A 15,576-nucleotide genomic window follows, 5' to 3' on the forward strand; every position below is an offset into this window, starting at 1 on the left:
CATTTCCTTTCATCCCAGGCCGAGCTGGGATAATTTGCGATAGAGGGTGGATGTCCCGATATCCAGAACCTTGGCAATCTCCTTCTTCGCCTGGGTCGAGGACCCATAGGTGTCCAGATAATGGGAAAAGAGAGCGTGCTCCCAGGCCTGGAGCTGCGCCTTGTAGCTGCCAGCCGAGACCTGGGCGCCAGGCTGAACCAGGGCAGCTCCGCCCGTTGCCGCGGCAGCTTTACTGCGGAGGTGCTCCGGCAGATCCCCGACATCCAGGATATCCGTCTCACAGAGATTAAGGGCATACTCAATGACGTTTTCCAGCTCCCGGATGTTGCCATTCCAGGAATAATCCCGGAGGGAGCTGAGGAAGGCGGGACTCATCTCCCGGGCGGAGAAATCCCCGCGCTCCAGGAGCTTCTCGAAGATATACTGGGAGAGCAGGGGGATATCATCCCGACGTTCCCGCAGCGGAGGGATATGGAGGGGGATGACGCCCAGGCGGAAGTAGAGATCCTTTCGGAAGAAACCGCTTTGGACCATGGATTCCAAATCCCGATTGGTGGCGGCGATGACCCGGATATCCACCGGCTCCGGGCTATTGGAGCCGATGGGTTCCACCATCCGGGACTGGAGGACATGGAGCAGGGAGACCTGGAGCTGGAGGGGCATTTCGCCAATTTCATCCAGGAAGATGGTGCCGTGGTTGGCCAGGCTGAACTTACCCTGCTTGCCCATCTTCAAGGCGCCGGTGAATGCCCCGCGGACATAGCCGAACAGCTCGGATTCAATGAGGTTCTCCGGAATGGAACCACAATTGACCGAGACGAAGGGCGCGTCGCATCGGGGGCTGGCTTCGTGGATGGACTTGGCCAGAAGCCCCTTTCCGCTGCCGGTTTCCCCTAAAATAAGGATGGTCGAATTCCTCTGGGCGATGCGTTTGGCCTGGGATTTTAACAAGCGCATGGGTGGGGTATCCCCAATGATCTGATCGAATGGCGCGTGGTTATCCAAGGCTGCCTCCCTTCGCCAGGGCTTCCCTGGCTTCATCCATGACCGCATCCATCCGGGCCTGGATCTCCGGGGCGGGGATATCCGGCGGCTGGCTGAGGATCCAATTGATTTTATCGTTTATGAAAGTCCGATAATCCTGCTGCATAAAGGTATAATAATTCTTCTTCACGGAGAAGCAGGCCCGCCGGGTGACGTCGGAGAGGCCATCGTCAAGGTATGCAGCGACCATATCGGCGCCGGCACCCTGGCTGAAAAGTGGCGTATCCGCCTGGAGGGGCTTCAAATCCGAATAAATCTCATAAGCCAGAATCAGGTCCAGCTGGCTGGCGAATAAGGAGAAATCATAACCGCCAGCGCAAAAACAGGTATTCGAACGGACCATCAGGTTGCGGAGCTGCCGGAGGCGGTAGCCCTGGACCACCGGGAAGCTGGACGGTTCGACCTCGGAACAGTCGTGGGCGGTGGCGCTGACCAGGCCATAATGGTCGGCAAGCTGCCGGTTGGCGCTGGAAAAGAGCACGTACTCCGAAGCGTCGTAATCCACACTGTTATTATAGGGATTCGGCGTACAGGTATCGGTGGCATAGAGCAGGATGGCTTCGGGGTTGATGGCCTTGATCATGGTCAGCACCCCGAGAATGGCGGCATTACTCAGGGCCAGGGTCCCGGCGATGGATTGGGGGGCGGTAATGCAGGTCATCAGGGAGCAAAAGGTGAGGATCGGAATGCCATGCTTGGCGAAAATCCCAATGGTGGCGCATTCCTTTCGACTTAAGCTTAGCCCGGTGAGGGCCGGCAGATTAGCCGTGAACAGGGGCCGCCGGCGCAGGGCCTCCTCGCCCCCAGCCACCGCTTCAGCCAGACTGACGGCATATCGGGCAGATTCTGGGGAGCTGAAATAGCAATGGCAGTGCTTATCGGAATAATAAAGGGCATTATACAAGGCGTACAGCTCGCTTAGATTGGCCGGGCAATCCATGGGGAGCAGGGTCGCGGCATAGAAGGCGATCTCATCATAAAAATTACTGATGCGTGTGAATTCGATGGAATCGGCAATGGTGGAAGGCCGTTTGCGATGGAGCTTCCAGTCATAGATATGGGTGCAGAAGATGCTGTTCGTCAGCAGTGTCACATCGGATCGGGCGGGATAAACCGTCTTATCTGGATTGCGGGCGTACATGATATGTTCCTTCTGGCTGTGGTCAATAGCCCATTCCACCAGCTCCCGGGGGAAATAGACCCGGCTGTCTTCAAGCCGTGCCCCGTGGAAATGCAGGAGCTGGCGGATTTCGTCGTCCTGGATTTCCATGCCGACGGTTTCCAGGATTTCCAGGGAGGCGTGGTGGATTTCTGTTATTTCCTCCGTGCTCAACAGATCAATGGTCCCTTTCATCAGAGGGTTCTCCTTTCAACATTATTCTCAAAAACGGGAATAAATGTGGTGTGATGGGATGATTGCGTTTATACTGTATGTATATACTACCAGAAGCCAGAGGTTCAAACAAGGTTAAACATGGAATTCTCAATAATAAGAAACAGAAAGGATGAATAATTGCATAATTTCTCAAAACAGAGAAGTATATTTTAGCAAAAATAAACAGAAAAGTGATTAAAAAGAATTATTGAACCTACAGATGCTTTTAAAAGCGTTTCTTAAATAAAAAAAGCCGAAATACGTATGTTGGCATAAAGATTGCTTAATAAACCAGACAGAGAACACCTGCAGGTTCTTTCAAAAAAGAGGAGGGTTAGATGGATAATAAAGATTCAAACAGTGGTCTGCTCGGTCCGGATGGACTGGAGAACACCGGTTTAAAAAAGCATCGCATGTCCTTGATGTCGATGTTCCTTTTGATCTTTTGCCTGGTCAGCGGCGGCTACTTTGGTGTGGAGGATATGATTTCCTCGAGTGGGCCAGGCCTGGCGATTTTGCTCATCATCATCTTTCCATTAATCTGGAGTCTGCCCGCGGCACTGTATGCCTGTGAAATGGGTTCGGCCATTCCGGATGAGGGGGGCTATTATGTTTGGGTAAAACGGGTATTCGGAGAGTTTTGGGGATTCCAGGTGGGCTGGTGGCGAACCTTGTCCTGCTACGTCGATTCAACGGTTTATGTTGTCTTGGCAATCGCCTATATTGATTCCTTCCTGCCCCTGGCATATTGGCAGGCCATCCTATTAAAGGTTGCCGTCATTCTGTTCTTCACCTACATCAATCTCCGTGGGATCGAAGAAGTCAGCAAGATTACCAATGCGTTGATGTTCTTCATGCTCATTACCTTGGTAGCCTTTGTGATTTTCGGGATCATCAACTGGCAGTACAACCCCTTCATCCCCTTTGTACCGAAGGGACAGAGCATCGGCCAGAGCATCGGTCTGGGGGTTGCCGTCGCGATGTGGATATTCTCTGGGTATGAATCCATGAGTACCATGTCCGGCGAGGTCGAAAATGTGGAAATCATTCCCAAGGCCACGCTGTTAACCATTCCCGCCACGATACTCATTTATTTGATCCCGCTTATCTTTGGCCTGGCATCCTACGGCAACTATGCGGATTGGGCTGCAGAAGGCGGCGTCAGTTTCGTCACCATCGCCATGAGCTACGGTGTCCCATTTCTCGGCCTATTCATCATGCTGGGGGCGGCGGCTTCAAATTTATCCCTTTATAATAGTTACCTGGCATCCGCATCACGGGGGCTGTACGTCATCGCAGAGGACAATCTGGCACCGAAATTCTTCTGCAAGGTCAATAAAAAATTCGGGACCCCCCATATTGCCATCTTCGCCATGGCGCTTATCAATATCGCGTTGGTCCCCTTTGGCTTTGAAGCGCTCGTCGTCATTGATGTCATCCTGTTTATGATGTGCTATGTCGTGTGGTTCATCTCTGGAGTGGCCCTGCGGATTAAAGAACCGGACCTGGACAGGCCCTTTAAGATTCCCGGTGGCGTGCCTGTCATGGTGGGCATCATCGTCATCCCCCTGTGCCTCTGCGTCATCGCCATGTTCACCAATGGAGCCAACTCCCTTATATTAGGGAGCATCGCATTACTGACTGGCCCCATCGCTTATGTCATCTTTAAAAAGATGTACGGCGGCATGAACCATTCCAAAAAGCTGGCGAAAAGCGATTTAATATCCACTGTCGTCCTGATTGTCATCATCGGAATCTGTATGACCACCGGGATTGTGATGTATCGTAATATGGCCAATAATACTGCCGAAGTCCTTTCGGAGATTCGCCCGCTCCTGGAAGAGCGCTTTAATGTCGGCACCCCCCATTACAGTATGGAGGATGACACCTTCTATATCGCTCTTGAAGACAAGGCGCATGCAGAGACCCAGGCACAGATTTATGTCTATGATGGGAATTTCAGCGGGGATGTGGTGCTGTCTGAGAATTATGCGGATGAGCAGGCCTTCGCTGAATCCGCCTTCCAGGAATACGGTGAGTTCGTTGATGGGAATGGTGATTTAATCGTCGATGATCTGGACATCTACAACAACCAATATGAATTCTATGTGGAATCGGGAAATCCCGTTCAAAAAGTACAAGACGTGTACGATAGGTTAGGAAAATAAATCGAGAAAGCAGGAGTTTTTATGAGAGCGTTATTAACATTACTTAGTGAAAATGAGATCGAACAGATCCATGAAGCGACACTGGAGGTCCTGGAAAACACTGGAGTTGACATTCATTCCGATGCCGTCGCCAGCCATTTGGCCCAAAAGGGAGCGGTACGGACGGGAGATAACGTCCGCTTCCCGAGAAAGATGGTAGAAGAAGCCATCAGCATGGTGAATAAGGAAATACTATTTGCCGGACGTGATGCTGCCTTCGATTTCACCATTCCGGATTTCAACAGGACCCATAACTCCACCGGCGGGTATTCCCCCTTTTATTATGATGAAATCGGAAAGCCCCGCCGCCGGTCCACCTCCAAGGATTTGGTTAACATTGCCAAGCTGTGCAACGGCCTGGAAAACGTCGACTTCTTCTGGCCCATCATCTTACCGGGAGAAGAAAAGAATGCAGCATTAGAAGAAATCGGAATGTTCTATTATTCCACCCTGCATCTCGGAAAGCATCTGGAATGCTCTGTTTCCCATCCTGAAACGGTACGCTATATGATCGAAATGGCCCAGGCCGTGGCCGGTGGCAGTGAAGCCCTGAAGCAGCGTCCCATTTTATCCGCGGTTGCCTCGCCAACGACGCCCCTGGCCTTCGAAGACTGCACGGCCGACGCCATGGCCCTACTGGCAAAAGCAGAAATCCCCATCAGCCCCATGAATGTACCCCTGGCCGGTACGACGGCACCCGCTTCCCTGGCCGGCACCATGGTCCTGACCAATGCTGAACAACTGGCCACTCTCGTCATCGTCAAAGCCTATAACCCCAATGCGCCGGTGCTCTACACCTGCGATTCCGGAGCAGCAGATATGCGGACCGGCGATATCGCCTACAGCGGAGCGGATTATGACCTGCTGAGCATCGGCTGCGGTCAGATGGCTCGTTTCTATGACATGCCATGCTGCGTGGCCCAGGGCTGTAATGAAGACCGGCCCTACACGAGCCCCGGTGAATTTATGAACAACATCCAACGAATCAGCTACAGCCAGATGACGGAAAGTGATACATCCTGCTGGATGGGGAGTACGGATAACGCCCTGGCCACATCCATCTGGGATATCGTTCTGGATAATGAAGCCATGAACTACGTCAAAGACTTCTGTCGGGTGGCGGATGTCAATAAGAAGACCCTGGCAGTGGATGTCATCAACCAGGTCGGACCCTGCGGTGAATTCCTGTCCAACAAGCACACGGTCAAAAACTTCCGTAAGCAGCTCACCGTGAAGGATCATACCCAAAGCTTCATCTTCAAAGATGTGACAGAAGAAAAGGACTATCGCCATCTGGCCAGGGAACTGGGTCAGAAAATCATCGATGCTGCCCCGGAAATTGATGTGGATGAAACCCTGGCCACCGACCTTGGGAAAATCATGGAAGCAGCCAGAGAAGAATTGGGGAATCTAAAACTATAATAAGAGGTTAAGAAATGTCAAATTTCGAATTTTTATCCCAGGAGACAAAGCTCCTTATCCACAAAAAAGCATTGGAAATCCTGGCCGAAACCGGGGTTCAGATTGATAGCAAGGAAATACTGGAAAAGCTGGAGGGGTTTGGTGCAGAAGTCGACTATGAAAACTGCCAGGCGCGTTTCTCCAAAGGCATGGTGGAAGAAGCCATTAAACGCTGCCCTTCCAAATTTGTATTAGGCGGGGTCCAGGAAGAATACGATATGTACCTGGGCGAAGGAAATACCTACGTTTTAACGGATACCCAAGGCTGTTTTGTGTCCGATTTGAAAACTGGGGAACGCCGGAATTCCACCATGAAGGACCTGCTGGATGCGGCCCGGGTGACGGATGCCATGGACTATATCCATTGCTTCGCCCCCATCGTAATCGCCGGCGATGTACCCGAAGGCTCACGGACTATCCGGGAAATGGTTGAAATCTTCAAGGTATCCTCCAAGCATGTGGAAACGGACTGCTTTAACGAAGCTCAGGCGAAGTATTACATCGAGGTCTTACGTAAGCTGTTCAGAGAAGATGTATTGCTTGAACGGCCGCCGCTGTCGATCACCTGCTGCCCGGTCAGCCCGCTGATCTTCGAAGCACCCATGCTGACAGGTACCATCGCCATGGGTGAAATCAATACCCCGGTGCTCCTGCTGCCCATGCCTATTTCGGGAACCACGGCACCCATGACCCTATTGGGCACCATCATCCAGAACACCGCTGAAGTGCTGGCCGGAATCACCATCCTTCAAAGCTTCACTCCCGGACGTAAAATTATCTTTGGATCTGCTGACGGCATCATGGATATGAAATCCCTCCTGTGCTGCGTCGGCTCTCCCGAAGGCGCGCTGGTTAATGCGGCAAATATCGAAATGGGCCATTTCTACAATATGCCGGCCCTGGGCTGCAACGGCACCGATGCCCATAAGCCCAACTACCAGATGGGATTCGAACGCGGCTCATCCAACCTGCCCTTATTTCTGGCCCACGGGGACATGATCTGCGGCGTCGGCATGGGCAGCTCCGCCATGTGTCTGTATTTAGAAGAATTAGTCAATTGCGAAGACGTCATGAATATCTCAAGACGGATCGCCCAGGGCATCCAGGATGACGAAAAGCTGGCCCTGGCAGGTGTTGTGAAGAAAGTCGGCCCAGGCGGAAACTTCCTGAATGAAAAGAGCACCATTAAGCAGCTTCGGAACGGTGAACACTATTCGCCCAGGAATTTGATCCGCCGCCCCTATGATAAAGCAGATCCGGCAGACATGGTCGAAGCATCCAAGGCACGGGTCCGGGAAATCCTGGCTGCCCCGCCGAAGAAGAACTTCTCTGATCAAATTGAACAGGAAGTGGAAGAAATCCTGAAACGAGCAGACGTCGAATGTGCGGAAGCCGCTGCTGAAGAAGAATAAGAAAACTGCAAACTAAAAAAACAAAGAGATTGAAGGAGAGATTAAAATGAACGTAGAAAATATTTATGATTTAGTAATGGAATTTGAAGACGAAGAAATCGTAGAAGCCGTCCAGGATGCCTTGGCAGAAGGCGTTGATCCCCAAAGCATTTTAAATGATGGGTTAGTTGCCGCCATGGACGAAGTCGGCGTATTATTTTCAAAAGGCGATTTATTCGTACCGGAAATGCTCATGGCCGCAACAGCCATGAAAGCAGGTCTGGAAGAATTAAAACCGGTGCTGGGCGCTGGCGTAGCAGGTAAGGGCACCATCGTCATCGGAACCGTTGAAAAGGACCTCCACGATATCGGCAAGAACCTCGTGGCCATGATGATGGAAAGCTCTGGCTTCACGGTCATTGATTTAGGCATCGATGTCCCCAAGGAAAAATTCATCGAAGCAGCCAAGGAAAACAAAGCGGATATGATCTGCCTGTCTGCCCTTTTGACGACCACCATGGCCAATATGCGGGATACTGTGGAAGCCATCAAAGCCGATGGCATCGCAGCCAAGGTTATGGTCGGCGGCGCACCGGTTACCGAAGAATTTGCAACGGAAATCCATGCGGATGCTTATGCCAATGATGCTGGTGGTGCCGTCATCCTTGCCCGCCAATTCATGGCATAAAAAACGGAGGAAAAGCATGTATATAGTAGGAGAATTAATTAACGCCAGCCGGAAAAGCGTTGGTGAAGCCATCAAAGCCGGTGATGCGGAATTCATCAAGAAATTAGCAAAGGACCAGGCCGACGCAGGCGCCACCTTCATCGATGTCAATGCCGGCATCTTTGTCGATCAGGAAGGTGACTACATGGAATGGCTGATCAAGAATGTCCAGGAAGTGACCAACACCCCCATCTCCATCGACAGTCCGGACTACCATGTCATCGAGCGCGCTCTGAAGCTCACGGGTGAAGATGCCCTCATCAATTCCATTTCCTATGAAGAAGGACGCTATGAATCCATCCTCTCCCTGGTGGAAGGAACGAAGCTGAAGGTCGTCGCGCTTTGCATGGACGACCAGCGGATGCCGGAAACGAAGGAGGACCGACTGCGCATCGCAGATATCCTGGTCGATGGCCTCATCGGAAAGGGTGTCGATATCGGAGATATCTTCGTCGATCCTCTGGTGCAGCCCGTATCGACGGATGTCACCTTCGGCATGGGCTTCATCGACGCCATTGAAGGACTAAAAGAAAAATATCCAGGTATCCACACCGCCTGCGGCTTGTCCAATATTTCCTACGGCCTGCCGGAACGGAAATTCTTAAACCGGACCTTCGCTGTCATGGCCATTGCTAAGGGACTGGACGGCCTATTGATCGATCCCCTGGACGATAAGATGATGACCGCCATAAAAGGTGCTGAAGCCTTGGCCGGGCGGGATAAATTCTGCGCCAAATATATGAAGGCCTATCGGAAAAAACAACTCAGTATCTAACACGAGAACATCCCCTCAGGGTAAATCAAGCTCCGGATAAAAACCGGGCTTGATTTATTTATATCAGTTATCATGCCATAAAGTGGCGTCTGTGGAAATTCTTGGGCAAATGAACTGATTCCTTCAAATGAAAAAACAGACAATTTGGATAAACCGTCCATGGTATTTCGGGAAAAGAATGGTTATAATAAAAAAATCGGATGTAATCCATGTAAATGTGTAAGTGTGTGTAAACTCTTTTTATTACGGGTAAAAAGAGATATAATGACAATTAATAATCAATATGATTTTTTTAAGAGAATGGGGAATACATGAACATCTATTATTAAGAGTGTCATTAATAATTATAGGAAAAACCTTAAGCGCGACTGCGTAAAATTGCATTCTGGAAAATTAAAGTAAACACTAAAAAAGAAGAATGTATAACCTTTTCAACAGAAAATTATCTTGTTATTATCTTGACAAACTCCCAAAATGTGCTAGTATTGTTATATATTTAACAGACGGTCCCACGAGCATTCGGTTCGTCTGTCAAAATAAAAAAATAATCACAAAGTAATGTGAGATTTAATGGAGGGTATCAAAGTGGCAAAAGAAGTCGTATTAGTAGGCGCTTGCCGTACAGCAATGGGTAGCATGGGCGGAAGTCTGAAAGGTGTTCCCGCTGCTGATTTAGGAGCAATCGTCATCAAGGAAGCTGTCGAACGTGCTGGCATCAAACCCGAAGATGTCGACGAAGTCCTCATGGGCTGTGTCATCCAGGCTGGTTTAGGACAGAACGTTGCCCGCCAGGCCTCGATCAAAGCTGGTCTGCCCATCGAAGTTCCGGCAATGACCCTGAACAACGTTTGTGGATCTGGCCTTAAAGCCGTTAACTTAGCTGCTGATATGATCATCGCAGGGGATGCTGATGTCGTGATCGCAGGTGGGATGGAAAACATGTCCGCTGCACCCTACGCTGTTCCCAATGCCCGTTATGGTTACAGAATGGGCGATGGCAAATTAGTGGATACCATGATTAAAGATGCGCTGTGGGATGCCTTTAATGACTATCACATGGGTGTCACTGCAGAAAATGTCGCTGAAGAATGGGGAATCACCCGTGAAATGCAGGATGAATTTGCAGCAAAGAGCCAGCAAAAATGTGAAGCAGCTCAGGCAGCTGGCGTGTTTGAAGCAGAAATCGTCCCTGTCCCTGTTAAAGTAAAAAGAGAAATCGTCGAATTTAAAGTGGATGAATTCCCGAGAAAAGGCGTGACCGCAGAAGGTTTAGGAAAACTGAAACCCTGCTTCAAATTTGATGGCACCGGTACAGTAACCGCTGCCTCCGCTTCTGGGATTAATGATGGGGCTGCGGCTATCGTCGTTATGTCCGCTGAAAAAGCAGAAGAATTAGGTGTAAAACCCATGGCAAAATGGGTCGTAGGTGCTTCCGCCGGCGTTCGCCCCGAAGTGATGGGTGTTGGCCCCATTGCCGCAACCGAGAAAGCCTTCGCTAAGGCCGACCTGACCATGGATGACATGGACCTGGTCGAAGCTAACGAAGCTTTTGCCGCACAGTCCTGCGCTGTTGGCAAAGATCTTGAAATCCCGGAAGAAAAACTCAACATCTCCGGTGGCGCAATCGCTTTAGGCCATCCTGTTGGGGCTTCTGGCTGCCGTATCCTGGTTACCCTGCTCCACGGCCTGCAGCGGACTGGTAAGAAAACCGGTTTAGCGACACTGTGTGTTGGTGGTGGTATGGGTGTTGCCACTGTTGTAGAAGCATTATAAGCACAAAAACAAAGGAGATTCTCCATGGGTTTTGTAAAATATGAAGCAGACGGCGCAGTCGCTGTCATCACCATCGATCGTGAAAAGGCACTCAATGCCTTGAATTCCGAAGTCCTTGGGGACTTGGAAGCCGTCATTGATGGCATCGATTTAGACGTTATCCGTGCGGTCGTTATCACCGGTGCTGGCGCAAAATCCTTTGTCGCTGGTGCAGATATCGGAGAAATGAGCGCATTAACAAAGGCAGAAGGGGAAGCTTTCGGTAAGAAGGGAAATGATGTTTTCCGTAAAATCGAAGTATTACCTATTCCCGTTATTGCAGCCGTTAATGGCTTTGCACTGGGCGGTGGCTGTGAGCTCTCCATGAGCTGTGACATCCGCTTAGCTGCCGATAACGCACTCTTTGGACAGCCGGAAACCGGCTTGGGGATTACCCCTGGATTTGGCGGAACCCAACGTTTAGCTCGCCTGATCCCAGTGGGAAAAGCCAAGGAAATGGTTTATGCCGGAACCAACATCAAGGCAGAGGAAGCCAAAGCCCTGGGATTGGTTAATGCTGTCTATCCCCAGGAAGAGCTGATGCCCGCTGCCCTTAAACTGGCAGGCAAGATTGCAAAGAACGCTCCCATCGCCGTGCGTAATTGCAAAAAAGCCATCAATGATGGTTTAGAAGTCGGGATGGATGACGCCATTGTTATCGAAGAAAAGCTCTTTGGCGATTGCTTTGAAAGCGCAGATCAAAAAGAAGGCATGGCTGCTTTCCTCGAAAAAAGGAAACACGAACCCTTCACAAACTGCTAAGACAGAGAATTAAATTAAGTGATGACAAAGAGGGAATCCCAATTGGGGTTTCCTCTTTAAAAGAAAAAAATCAGGAGGACTAAACAATGAAAGTTGGCGTAATTGGCGCAGGTACAATGGGCTCTGGGATTGCCCAGGTTTTTGCAGCAACCGATGGTTATGAAGTCGTCTTATGCGATATCAAACAGGAATTTGCTGATGGTGGTAAGGCTAAAATCGAAAAAGCATTAACCAAACAGGTCGCAAAGGGCCGTATGGAAGAAGCTAAAAAAGATGAAATCTTAGGTAAGATTACCACTGGCTTAAGAGACAAGGTAGCAGACTGTGATCTGGTTGTCGAAGCAGTGTTAGAACAGATGGAAATGAAACATGAACTCTTTGGGGCGCTTCAGGAAATCTGTAAACCAGACTGTATCTTCGCTTCCAACACATCATCCTTATCCCTTACCGAAATGAGCAAGGGCCTGGATCGTGCTGTTATTGGGATGCACTTCTTCAACCCCGTACCGGCAATGAAATTAGTTGAAGTCATCGCTGGCTACAACACCGATCAGGAAACCGTTGATAAGATCTTTGAAATTTCCAAAGAAATTGGAAAAACCCCTGTACAGATCAAAGAAGCTGCTGGCTTCGCTGTTAACCGTATCCTCATTCCGATGATTAACGAAGCCATTGGCGTCTATGCTGCTGGCACCGCCTCTGTCGAAGATATCGACACGGCCATGAAATTGGGTTGTAACCACCCCATGGGACCTCTGGCACTGGGCGACTTAATCGGATTAGATGTTGTTTTAGCCATTATGGAAGTACTCCAGGCTGAAACTGGATTAGACAAATATGCTCCCGAACCGCTTCTCAGAAAGATGGTCCGTGGTGGTGCTTTAGGTATGAAGTCCGGTAAAGGCTTCTACGATTACAGTAAATAGTAAGTCTTTAACAGGCATGGGCTGATGCGGCAATGCCGGCTGCACAGCCGATGCCTTTATCTGTCTCCAATTGGGGATGTTAAAGAAAAATTTAGGAGGAACAGTATGGATTTCAAACTGAGCAAAGAACATGAGATGCTGCGGACCATGTACCGTGATTTTGCAGAAACAGAAGTCAAACCCCTTGCCCAGGAAGTCGACGAAACAGAACGCTTCCCGGCCGAAACGGTTGAAAAAATGAAAAAATTCGGTATGTTGGGTATTCCCTTCTCCAAAGAAGTTGGGGGACAGGGCTGTGATACCTTAGCATACATTATGTGTGTTGAAGAGCTTTCCCGGGTATGTGGGACCACAGGCGTTATCGTCTCTGCCCATACTTCACTGGGGACCGATCCGGTTCTCAAATATGGGAAGCCAGAAGTCATTGAAGAATTTGGGAAAAAGCTTGCTTCCGGGGAATACCTGGGTGCTTTTGGTTTAACTGAAGCTGGCGCAGGTACTGATGCTGCCGGTCAGCAGACCAAAGCCATTAAAGATGGTGATAACTACATCATCAATGGTTCCAAAATCTTCATTACCAATGGGGGTAAGGCTGACACCTATGTCATCATGGCCATGACCGACAAAAGTAAGGGAACCAAAGGGATTTCTGCATTCTTAGTACCTGCAACAACCCCTGGCTTCTCCATCGGGACTAAAGAAAAGAAAATGGGGATTCGTGGTTCTTCCACCACCGAACTGATCTTCGAAGATATGGTCATTCCTGCAAACTACATGCTGGGCAAAGAAGGCAAGGGCTTCGGTCTTGCTATGAAAACCCTGGATGGCGGCCGGATCGGTATCGCTGCACAGGCACTGGGCCTGGCACAGGGTGCCTTAGACGAAACCATCGCCTATGTCAAAGAACGGAAACAATTTGGTCGTTCCATTGCTAAATTCCAGAACACCCAATTCCAACTGGCTGATATGTACGCTAAAATCGAAGCCGCCCGTAACCTGGTTTACAAGGCTGCTATTGCAAAAGACACCCAGAAAATCTTCTCCGTTGAAGCTGCAACCGCAAAACTCTTCGCCGCAGAAGTTGCCATGGAAGTCACCACCAAATGCGTACAGCTCTTCGGCGGCTACGGCTACACCCGTGATTATCCCGTTGAACGGATGATGCGTGATGCCAAAATCACCGAAATCTATGAAGGTACCAGCGAAGTCCAGCGTATGGTCATCTCTGGCGCTATTCTCTAGGAAGACAGGAGGAAAAACACGTGAATATAGTAGTATGTGTCAAACAAGTACCGGATACCAACGAAGTCAAGCTGGATCCAGTAAAAGGGACATTGATCCGTGAAGGCGTCCCCAGCATCATGAACCCCGATGATAAGGCCGGCCTGGAAGCTGCCCTTCAGATTAAAGACGCCACCGGTGCCCACATTACTGTGGTCTCCATGGGACCTCCCCAAGCCGATGACGTTCTCCGTGAAGCCCTGGCTATGGGAGCAGACGAAGCGATTCTGGTAACCGACCGTGCCTTTGGTGGTGCGGATACCTGGGCGACATCCACCACCATTGCTGCCGCCATTGCAAAACTGGACTACGACCTCATCATCACTGGCCGTCAGGCGATTGATGGAGACACCGCACAGGTTGGTCCACAGATTGCAGAGCACTTGAACCTACCCAATGTCAGCTATGCTGAAGACATCCAGGTGGATGGGGATTCTGTGGTCATTAAGCGCCAGTATGAAGATCGCTACCACAGTGTCAAGGTAAAAATGCCTTGCCTGATCACCGCTTTAGGCGAAATGAACACCCCTCGTTATATGACCCCCGGTGGAATATTTGATGCCTATCGTGAAAAAGAAGTCCAGATCTGGACCCAGGAAACCGTCCAGGCCGACGTTGATAACATCGGGCTGAAAGGCTCTCCAACCCGTGTCTTTAAATCCTTCCCCAAGGCATTAAAAGAACCTGGCACCGTTGTTCAGCTTGACCCACAGGAATCCGCTGATTTCATCGTGGAAAAACTGAAAGAAAAATTCATTATATAGGAAAGGGTGAGAATAGATGAGTATTCAAGATTATAAAGGTGTATTCACCTTCGTACAGCAAGTAGATAATGAAATTACCCCCGTTTCCTATGAATTAATCGGAAAGGGTAAAGAACTGGCTGCTGATCTCGGAACCGAAGTGACCGCTGTTGTCCTTGGCTCCGGTGTTACCACAATGGCTGATGATTTAGCAAAGCATGGTGCAGACCGTGTGATTGTTGTTGATGATCCTGCACTGGATGTCTATACCACAGAACCTTATGTTCATGCTTTTGTGGAAATTATCAATAAATACAAACCAGAAATCTGCCTCTTTGGCGCAACCGCCATCGGCCGTGACATGGCACCCCGGGTCTCTGCCCGCGTCCACACCGGCTTAACCGCAGACTGTACAAAGCTGGAAATCAACCCTGAAGACAAGGGCCTCATGATGACCCGTCCCGCCTTTGGTGGGAACATCATGGCGACCATCCTCTGCCCGGAACACCGTCCGCAGATGTCCACTGTCCGTCCTGGGGTTATGCAGAAAGCACCCTTTGACGAAAACGCCAAAGCAGATGTTATTGTTGAAGAAATTGCTGATTTAGCTGCGCACAAAAACGTTGAAATCCTGGATATTGTTAAAACCGTATCCGAAAAAATGGATATCGCAGATGCGAACATTTTGGTATCTGGTGGTCGTGGAATGGGCTGCCCCGAAAATTTCAGCATGTTAGAAGATTTAGCGGATGTTTTAGGTGGTACCGTGGCATCTTCCCGTGCCTGTGTTGACGCCGGCTGGGTCGAAAAAGGCATTCAGGTCGGACAGACCGGGAAAACCGTTCGTCCCAACCTGTACATTGCCTGTGGGATCTCCGGTGCAATCCAGCATTTAGCTGGGATGGAAGAATCCGACATCATCGTCGCGATCAATAAAGACGAAACCGCACCCATCTTCAACGCTGCCGATTACGGTGTCGTTGGCGATGTCTGCAAAATCGTACCGCTTCTGACGGAAGCGCTAAAAAAGGAAAGAGCTGCTAAATAATAAAGTAGGGCTTTCATTAATATT

At 49.9% G+C, this 15,576-nt stretch carries 13 protein-coding genes; 11 read left to right on the plus strand and 2 right to left on the minus strand.

Annotated elements, in window-relative coordinates:
- Positions 1-9: 9 nt before the first annotated feature.
- Positions 10-1,041, minus strand: coding sequence for a sigma-54 interaction domain-containing protein (locus BLU30_RS00830; protein WP_176770777.1), 1,032 nt, complete (start codon positions 1,039-1,041; stop codon positions 10-12).
- Positions 998-2,398 carry a trimethylamine methyltransferase family protein gene (locus BLU30_RS00835; RefSeq protein WP_090242479.1) on the minus strand — a complete coding sequence of 467 codons (1,401 nt, stop codon included), beginning with the start codon at positions 2,396-2,398 and terminating at the stop codon, positions 998-1,000. Before BLU30_RS00835 ends, BLU30_RS00830 begins: the two co-directional genes overlap by 44 nt.
- A 359-nt stretch (positions 2,399-2,757) precedes the next feature.
- Between BLU30_RS00835 and BLU30_RS00840 the strand changes: the two genes are divergently transcribed.
- The 11 genes from BLU30_RS00840 to BLU30_RS00890 all read left to right on the plus strand — a co-directional run bounded on the left by BLU30_RS00840 (position 2,758) and on the right by BLU30_RS00890 (position 15,552).
- Positions 2,758-4,587, plus strand: a complete 1,830-nt coding sequence (locus tag BLU30_RS00840; protein WP_090242480.1) for an APC family permease — start codon at positions 2,758-2,760, stop codon at positions 4,585-4,587.
- A 21-nt stretch (positions 4,588-4,608) separates the two neighbouring features.
- Entirely contained in the window at positions 4,609-6,048 is a 1,440-nt protein-coding gene (locus BLU30_RS00845; protein WP_090242482.1) for a trimethylamine methyltransferase family protein, read from the plus strand.
- Between the two features lie 14 nt (positions 6,049-6,062).
- Positions 6,063-7,499 (plus strand): trimethylamine methyltransferase family protein, encoded by a 1,437-nt coding sequence (locus BLU30_RS00850; RefSeq protein WP_090242485.1) that lies wholly within the window; start codon positions 6,063-6,065, stop codon positions 7,497-7,499.
- Positions 7,500-7,545: 46 nt separating this feature from the next.
- Complete coding sequence (locus tag BLU30_RS00855; RefSeq protein WP_090242486.1) at positions 7,546-8,166, plus strand: corrinoid protein; 621 nt, start codon at positions 7,546-7,548, stop codon at positions 8,164-8,166.
- Positions 8,167-8,182: 16 nt separating this feature from the next.
- The gene (locus BLU30_RS00860) at positions 8,183-8,980 is read left to right on the plus strand and encodes a dihydropteroate synthase (RefSeq protein WP_090242487.1); all 798 of its coding nucleotides are present in this window, start codon (positions 8,183-8,185) and stop codon (positions 8,978-8,980) included.
- A gap of 585 nt (positions 8,981-9,565) precedes the next feature.
- Complete coding sequence (locus tag BLU30_RS00865) at positions 9,566-10,753, plus strand: acetyl-CoA C-acetyltransferase (RefSeq protein ID WP_090242489.1); 1,188 nt, start codon at positions 9,566-9,568, stop codon at positions 10,751-10,753.
- 24 nt (positions 10,754-10,777) lie between these two features.
- A complete protein-coding gene (locus tag BLU30_RS00870; protein ID WP_090242490.1) occupies positions 10,778-11,554 on the plus strand; it encodes an enoyl-CoA hydratase-related protein in 777 nt (258 codons plus the stop codon).
- An 86-nt stretch (positions 11,555-11,640) separates the two neighbouring features.
- The gene (locus BLU30_RS00875; protein ID WP_090242491.1) at positions 11,641-12,480 is read left to right on the plus strand and encodes a 3-hydroxyacyl-CoA dehydrogenase family protein; all 840 of its coding nucleotides are present in this window, start codon (positions 11,641-11,643) and stop codon (positions 12,478-12,480) included.
- A gap of 105 nt (positions 12,481-12,585) precedes the next feature.
- Positions 12,586-13,722 (plus strand): acyl-CoA dehydrogenase, encoded by a 1,137-nt coding sequence (locus BLU30_RS00880; RefSeq protein WP_090242498.1) that lies wholly within the window; start codon positions 12,586-12,588, stop codon positions 13,720-13,722.
- Positions 13,723-13,742: 20 nt separating this feature from the next.
- Positions 13,743-14,525 (plus strand): electron transfer flavoprotein subunit beta/FixA family protein, encoded by a 783-nt coding sequence (locus tag BLU30_RS00885; RefSeq protein ID WP_090242500.1) that lies wholly within the window; start codon positions 13,743-13,745, stop codon positions 14,523-14,525.
- Positions 14,526-14,541: 16 nt separating this feature from the next.
- On the plus strand, positions 14,542-15,552 hold the full coding sequence (locus BLU30_RS00890) for an electron transfer flavoprotein subunit alpha/FixB family protein (RefSeq protein ID WP_090242509.1): 1,011 nt from the start codon (positions 14,542-14,544) through the stop codon (positions 15,550-15,552).
- The last annotated feature ends 24 nt before the right edge of the window (positions 15,553-15,576 follow it).

Origin of the sequence: Eubacterium barkeri (assembly GCF_900107125.1) — a bacterium.
GTDB lineage: Bacteria > Bacillota > Clostridia > Eubacteriales > Eubacteriaceae > Eubacterium_O > Eubacterium_O barkeri.

What these genes read in the sequence shown, in the direction of transcription:
- BLU30_RS00830 (WP_176770777.1), bottom strand. Translation starts at nt 1,041, where the DNA reads ATGAAGCCAGGGAAGCCCTGGCGAAGGGAGGCAGCCTTGGATAACCAC.
- BLU30_RS00835 (WP_090242479.1), bottom strand. Translation starts at nt 2,398, where the DNA reads ATGAAAGGGACCATTGATCTGTTGAGCACGGAGGAAATAACAGAAATC.
- BLU30_RS00840 (WP_090242480.1), top strand. Translation starts at nt 2,758, where the DNA reads ATGGATAATAAAGATTCAAACAGTGGTCTGCTCGGTCCGGATGGACTG.
- BLU30_RS00845 (WP_090242482.1), top strand. Translation starts at nt 4,609, where the DNA reads ATGAGAGCGTTATTAACATTACTTAGTGAAAATGAGATCGAACAGATC.
- BLU30_RS00850 (WP_090242485.1), top strand. Translation starts at nt 6,063, where the DNA reads ATGTCAAATTTCGAATTTTTATCCCAGGAGACAAAGCTCCTTATCCAC.
- BLU30_RS00855 (WP_090242486.1), top strand. Translation starts at nt 7,546, where the DNA reads ATGAACGTAGAAAATATTTATGATTTAGTAATGGAATTTGAAGACGAA.
- BLU30_RS00860 (WP_090242487.1), top strand. Translation starts at nt 8,183, where the DNA reads ATGTATATAGTAGGAGAATTAATTAACGCCAGCCGGAAAAGCGTTGGT.
- BLU30_RS00870 (WP_090242490.1), top strand. Translation starts at nt 10,778, where the DNA reads ATGGGTTTTGTAAAATATGAAGCAGACGGCGCAGTCGCTGTCATCACC.
- BLU30_RS00875 (WP_090242491.1), top strand. Translation starts at nt 11,641, where the DNA reads ATGAAAGTTGGCGTAATTGGCGCAGGTACAATGGGCTCTGGGATTGCC.
- BLU30_RS00880 (WP_090242498.1), top strand. Translation starts at nt 12,586, where the DNA reads ATGGATTTCAAACTGAGCAAAGAACATGAGATGCTGCGGACCATGTAC.
- BLU30_RS00890 (WP_090242509.1), top strand. Translation starts at nt 14,542, where the DNA reads ATGAGTATTCAAGATTATAAAGGTGTATTCACCTTCGTACAGCAAGTA.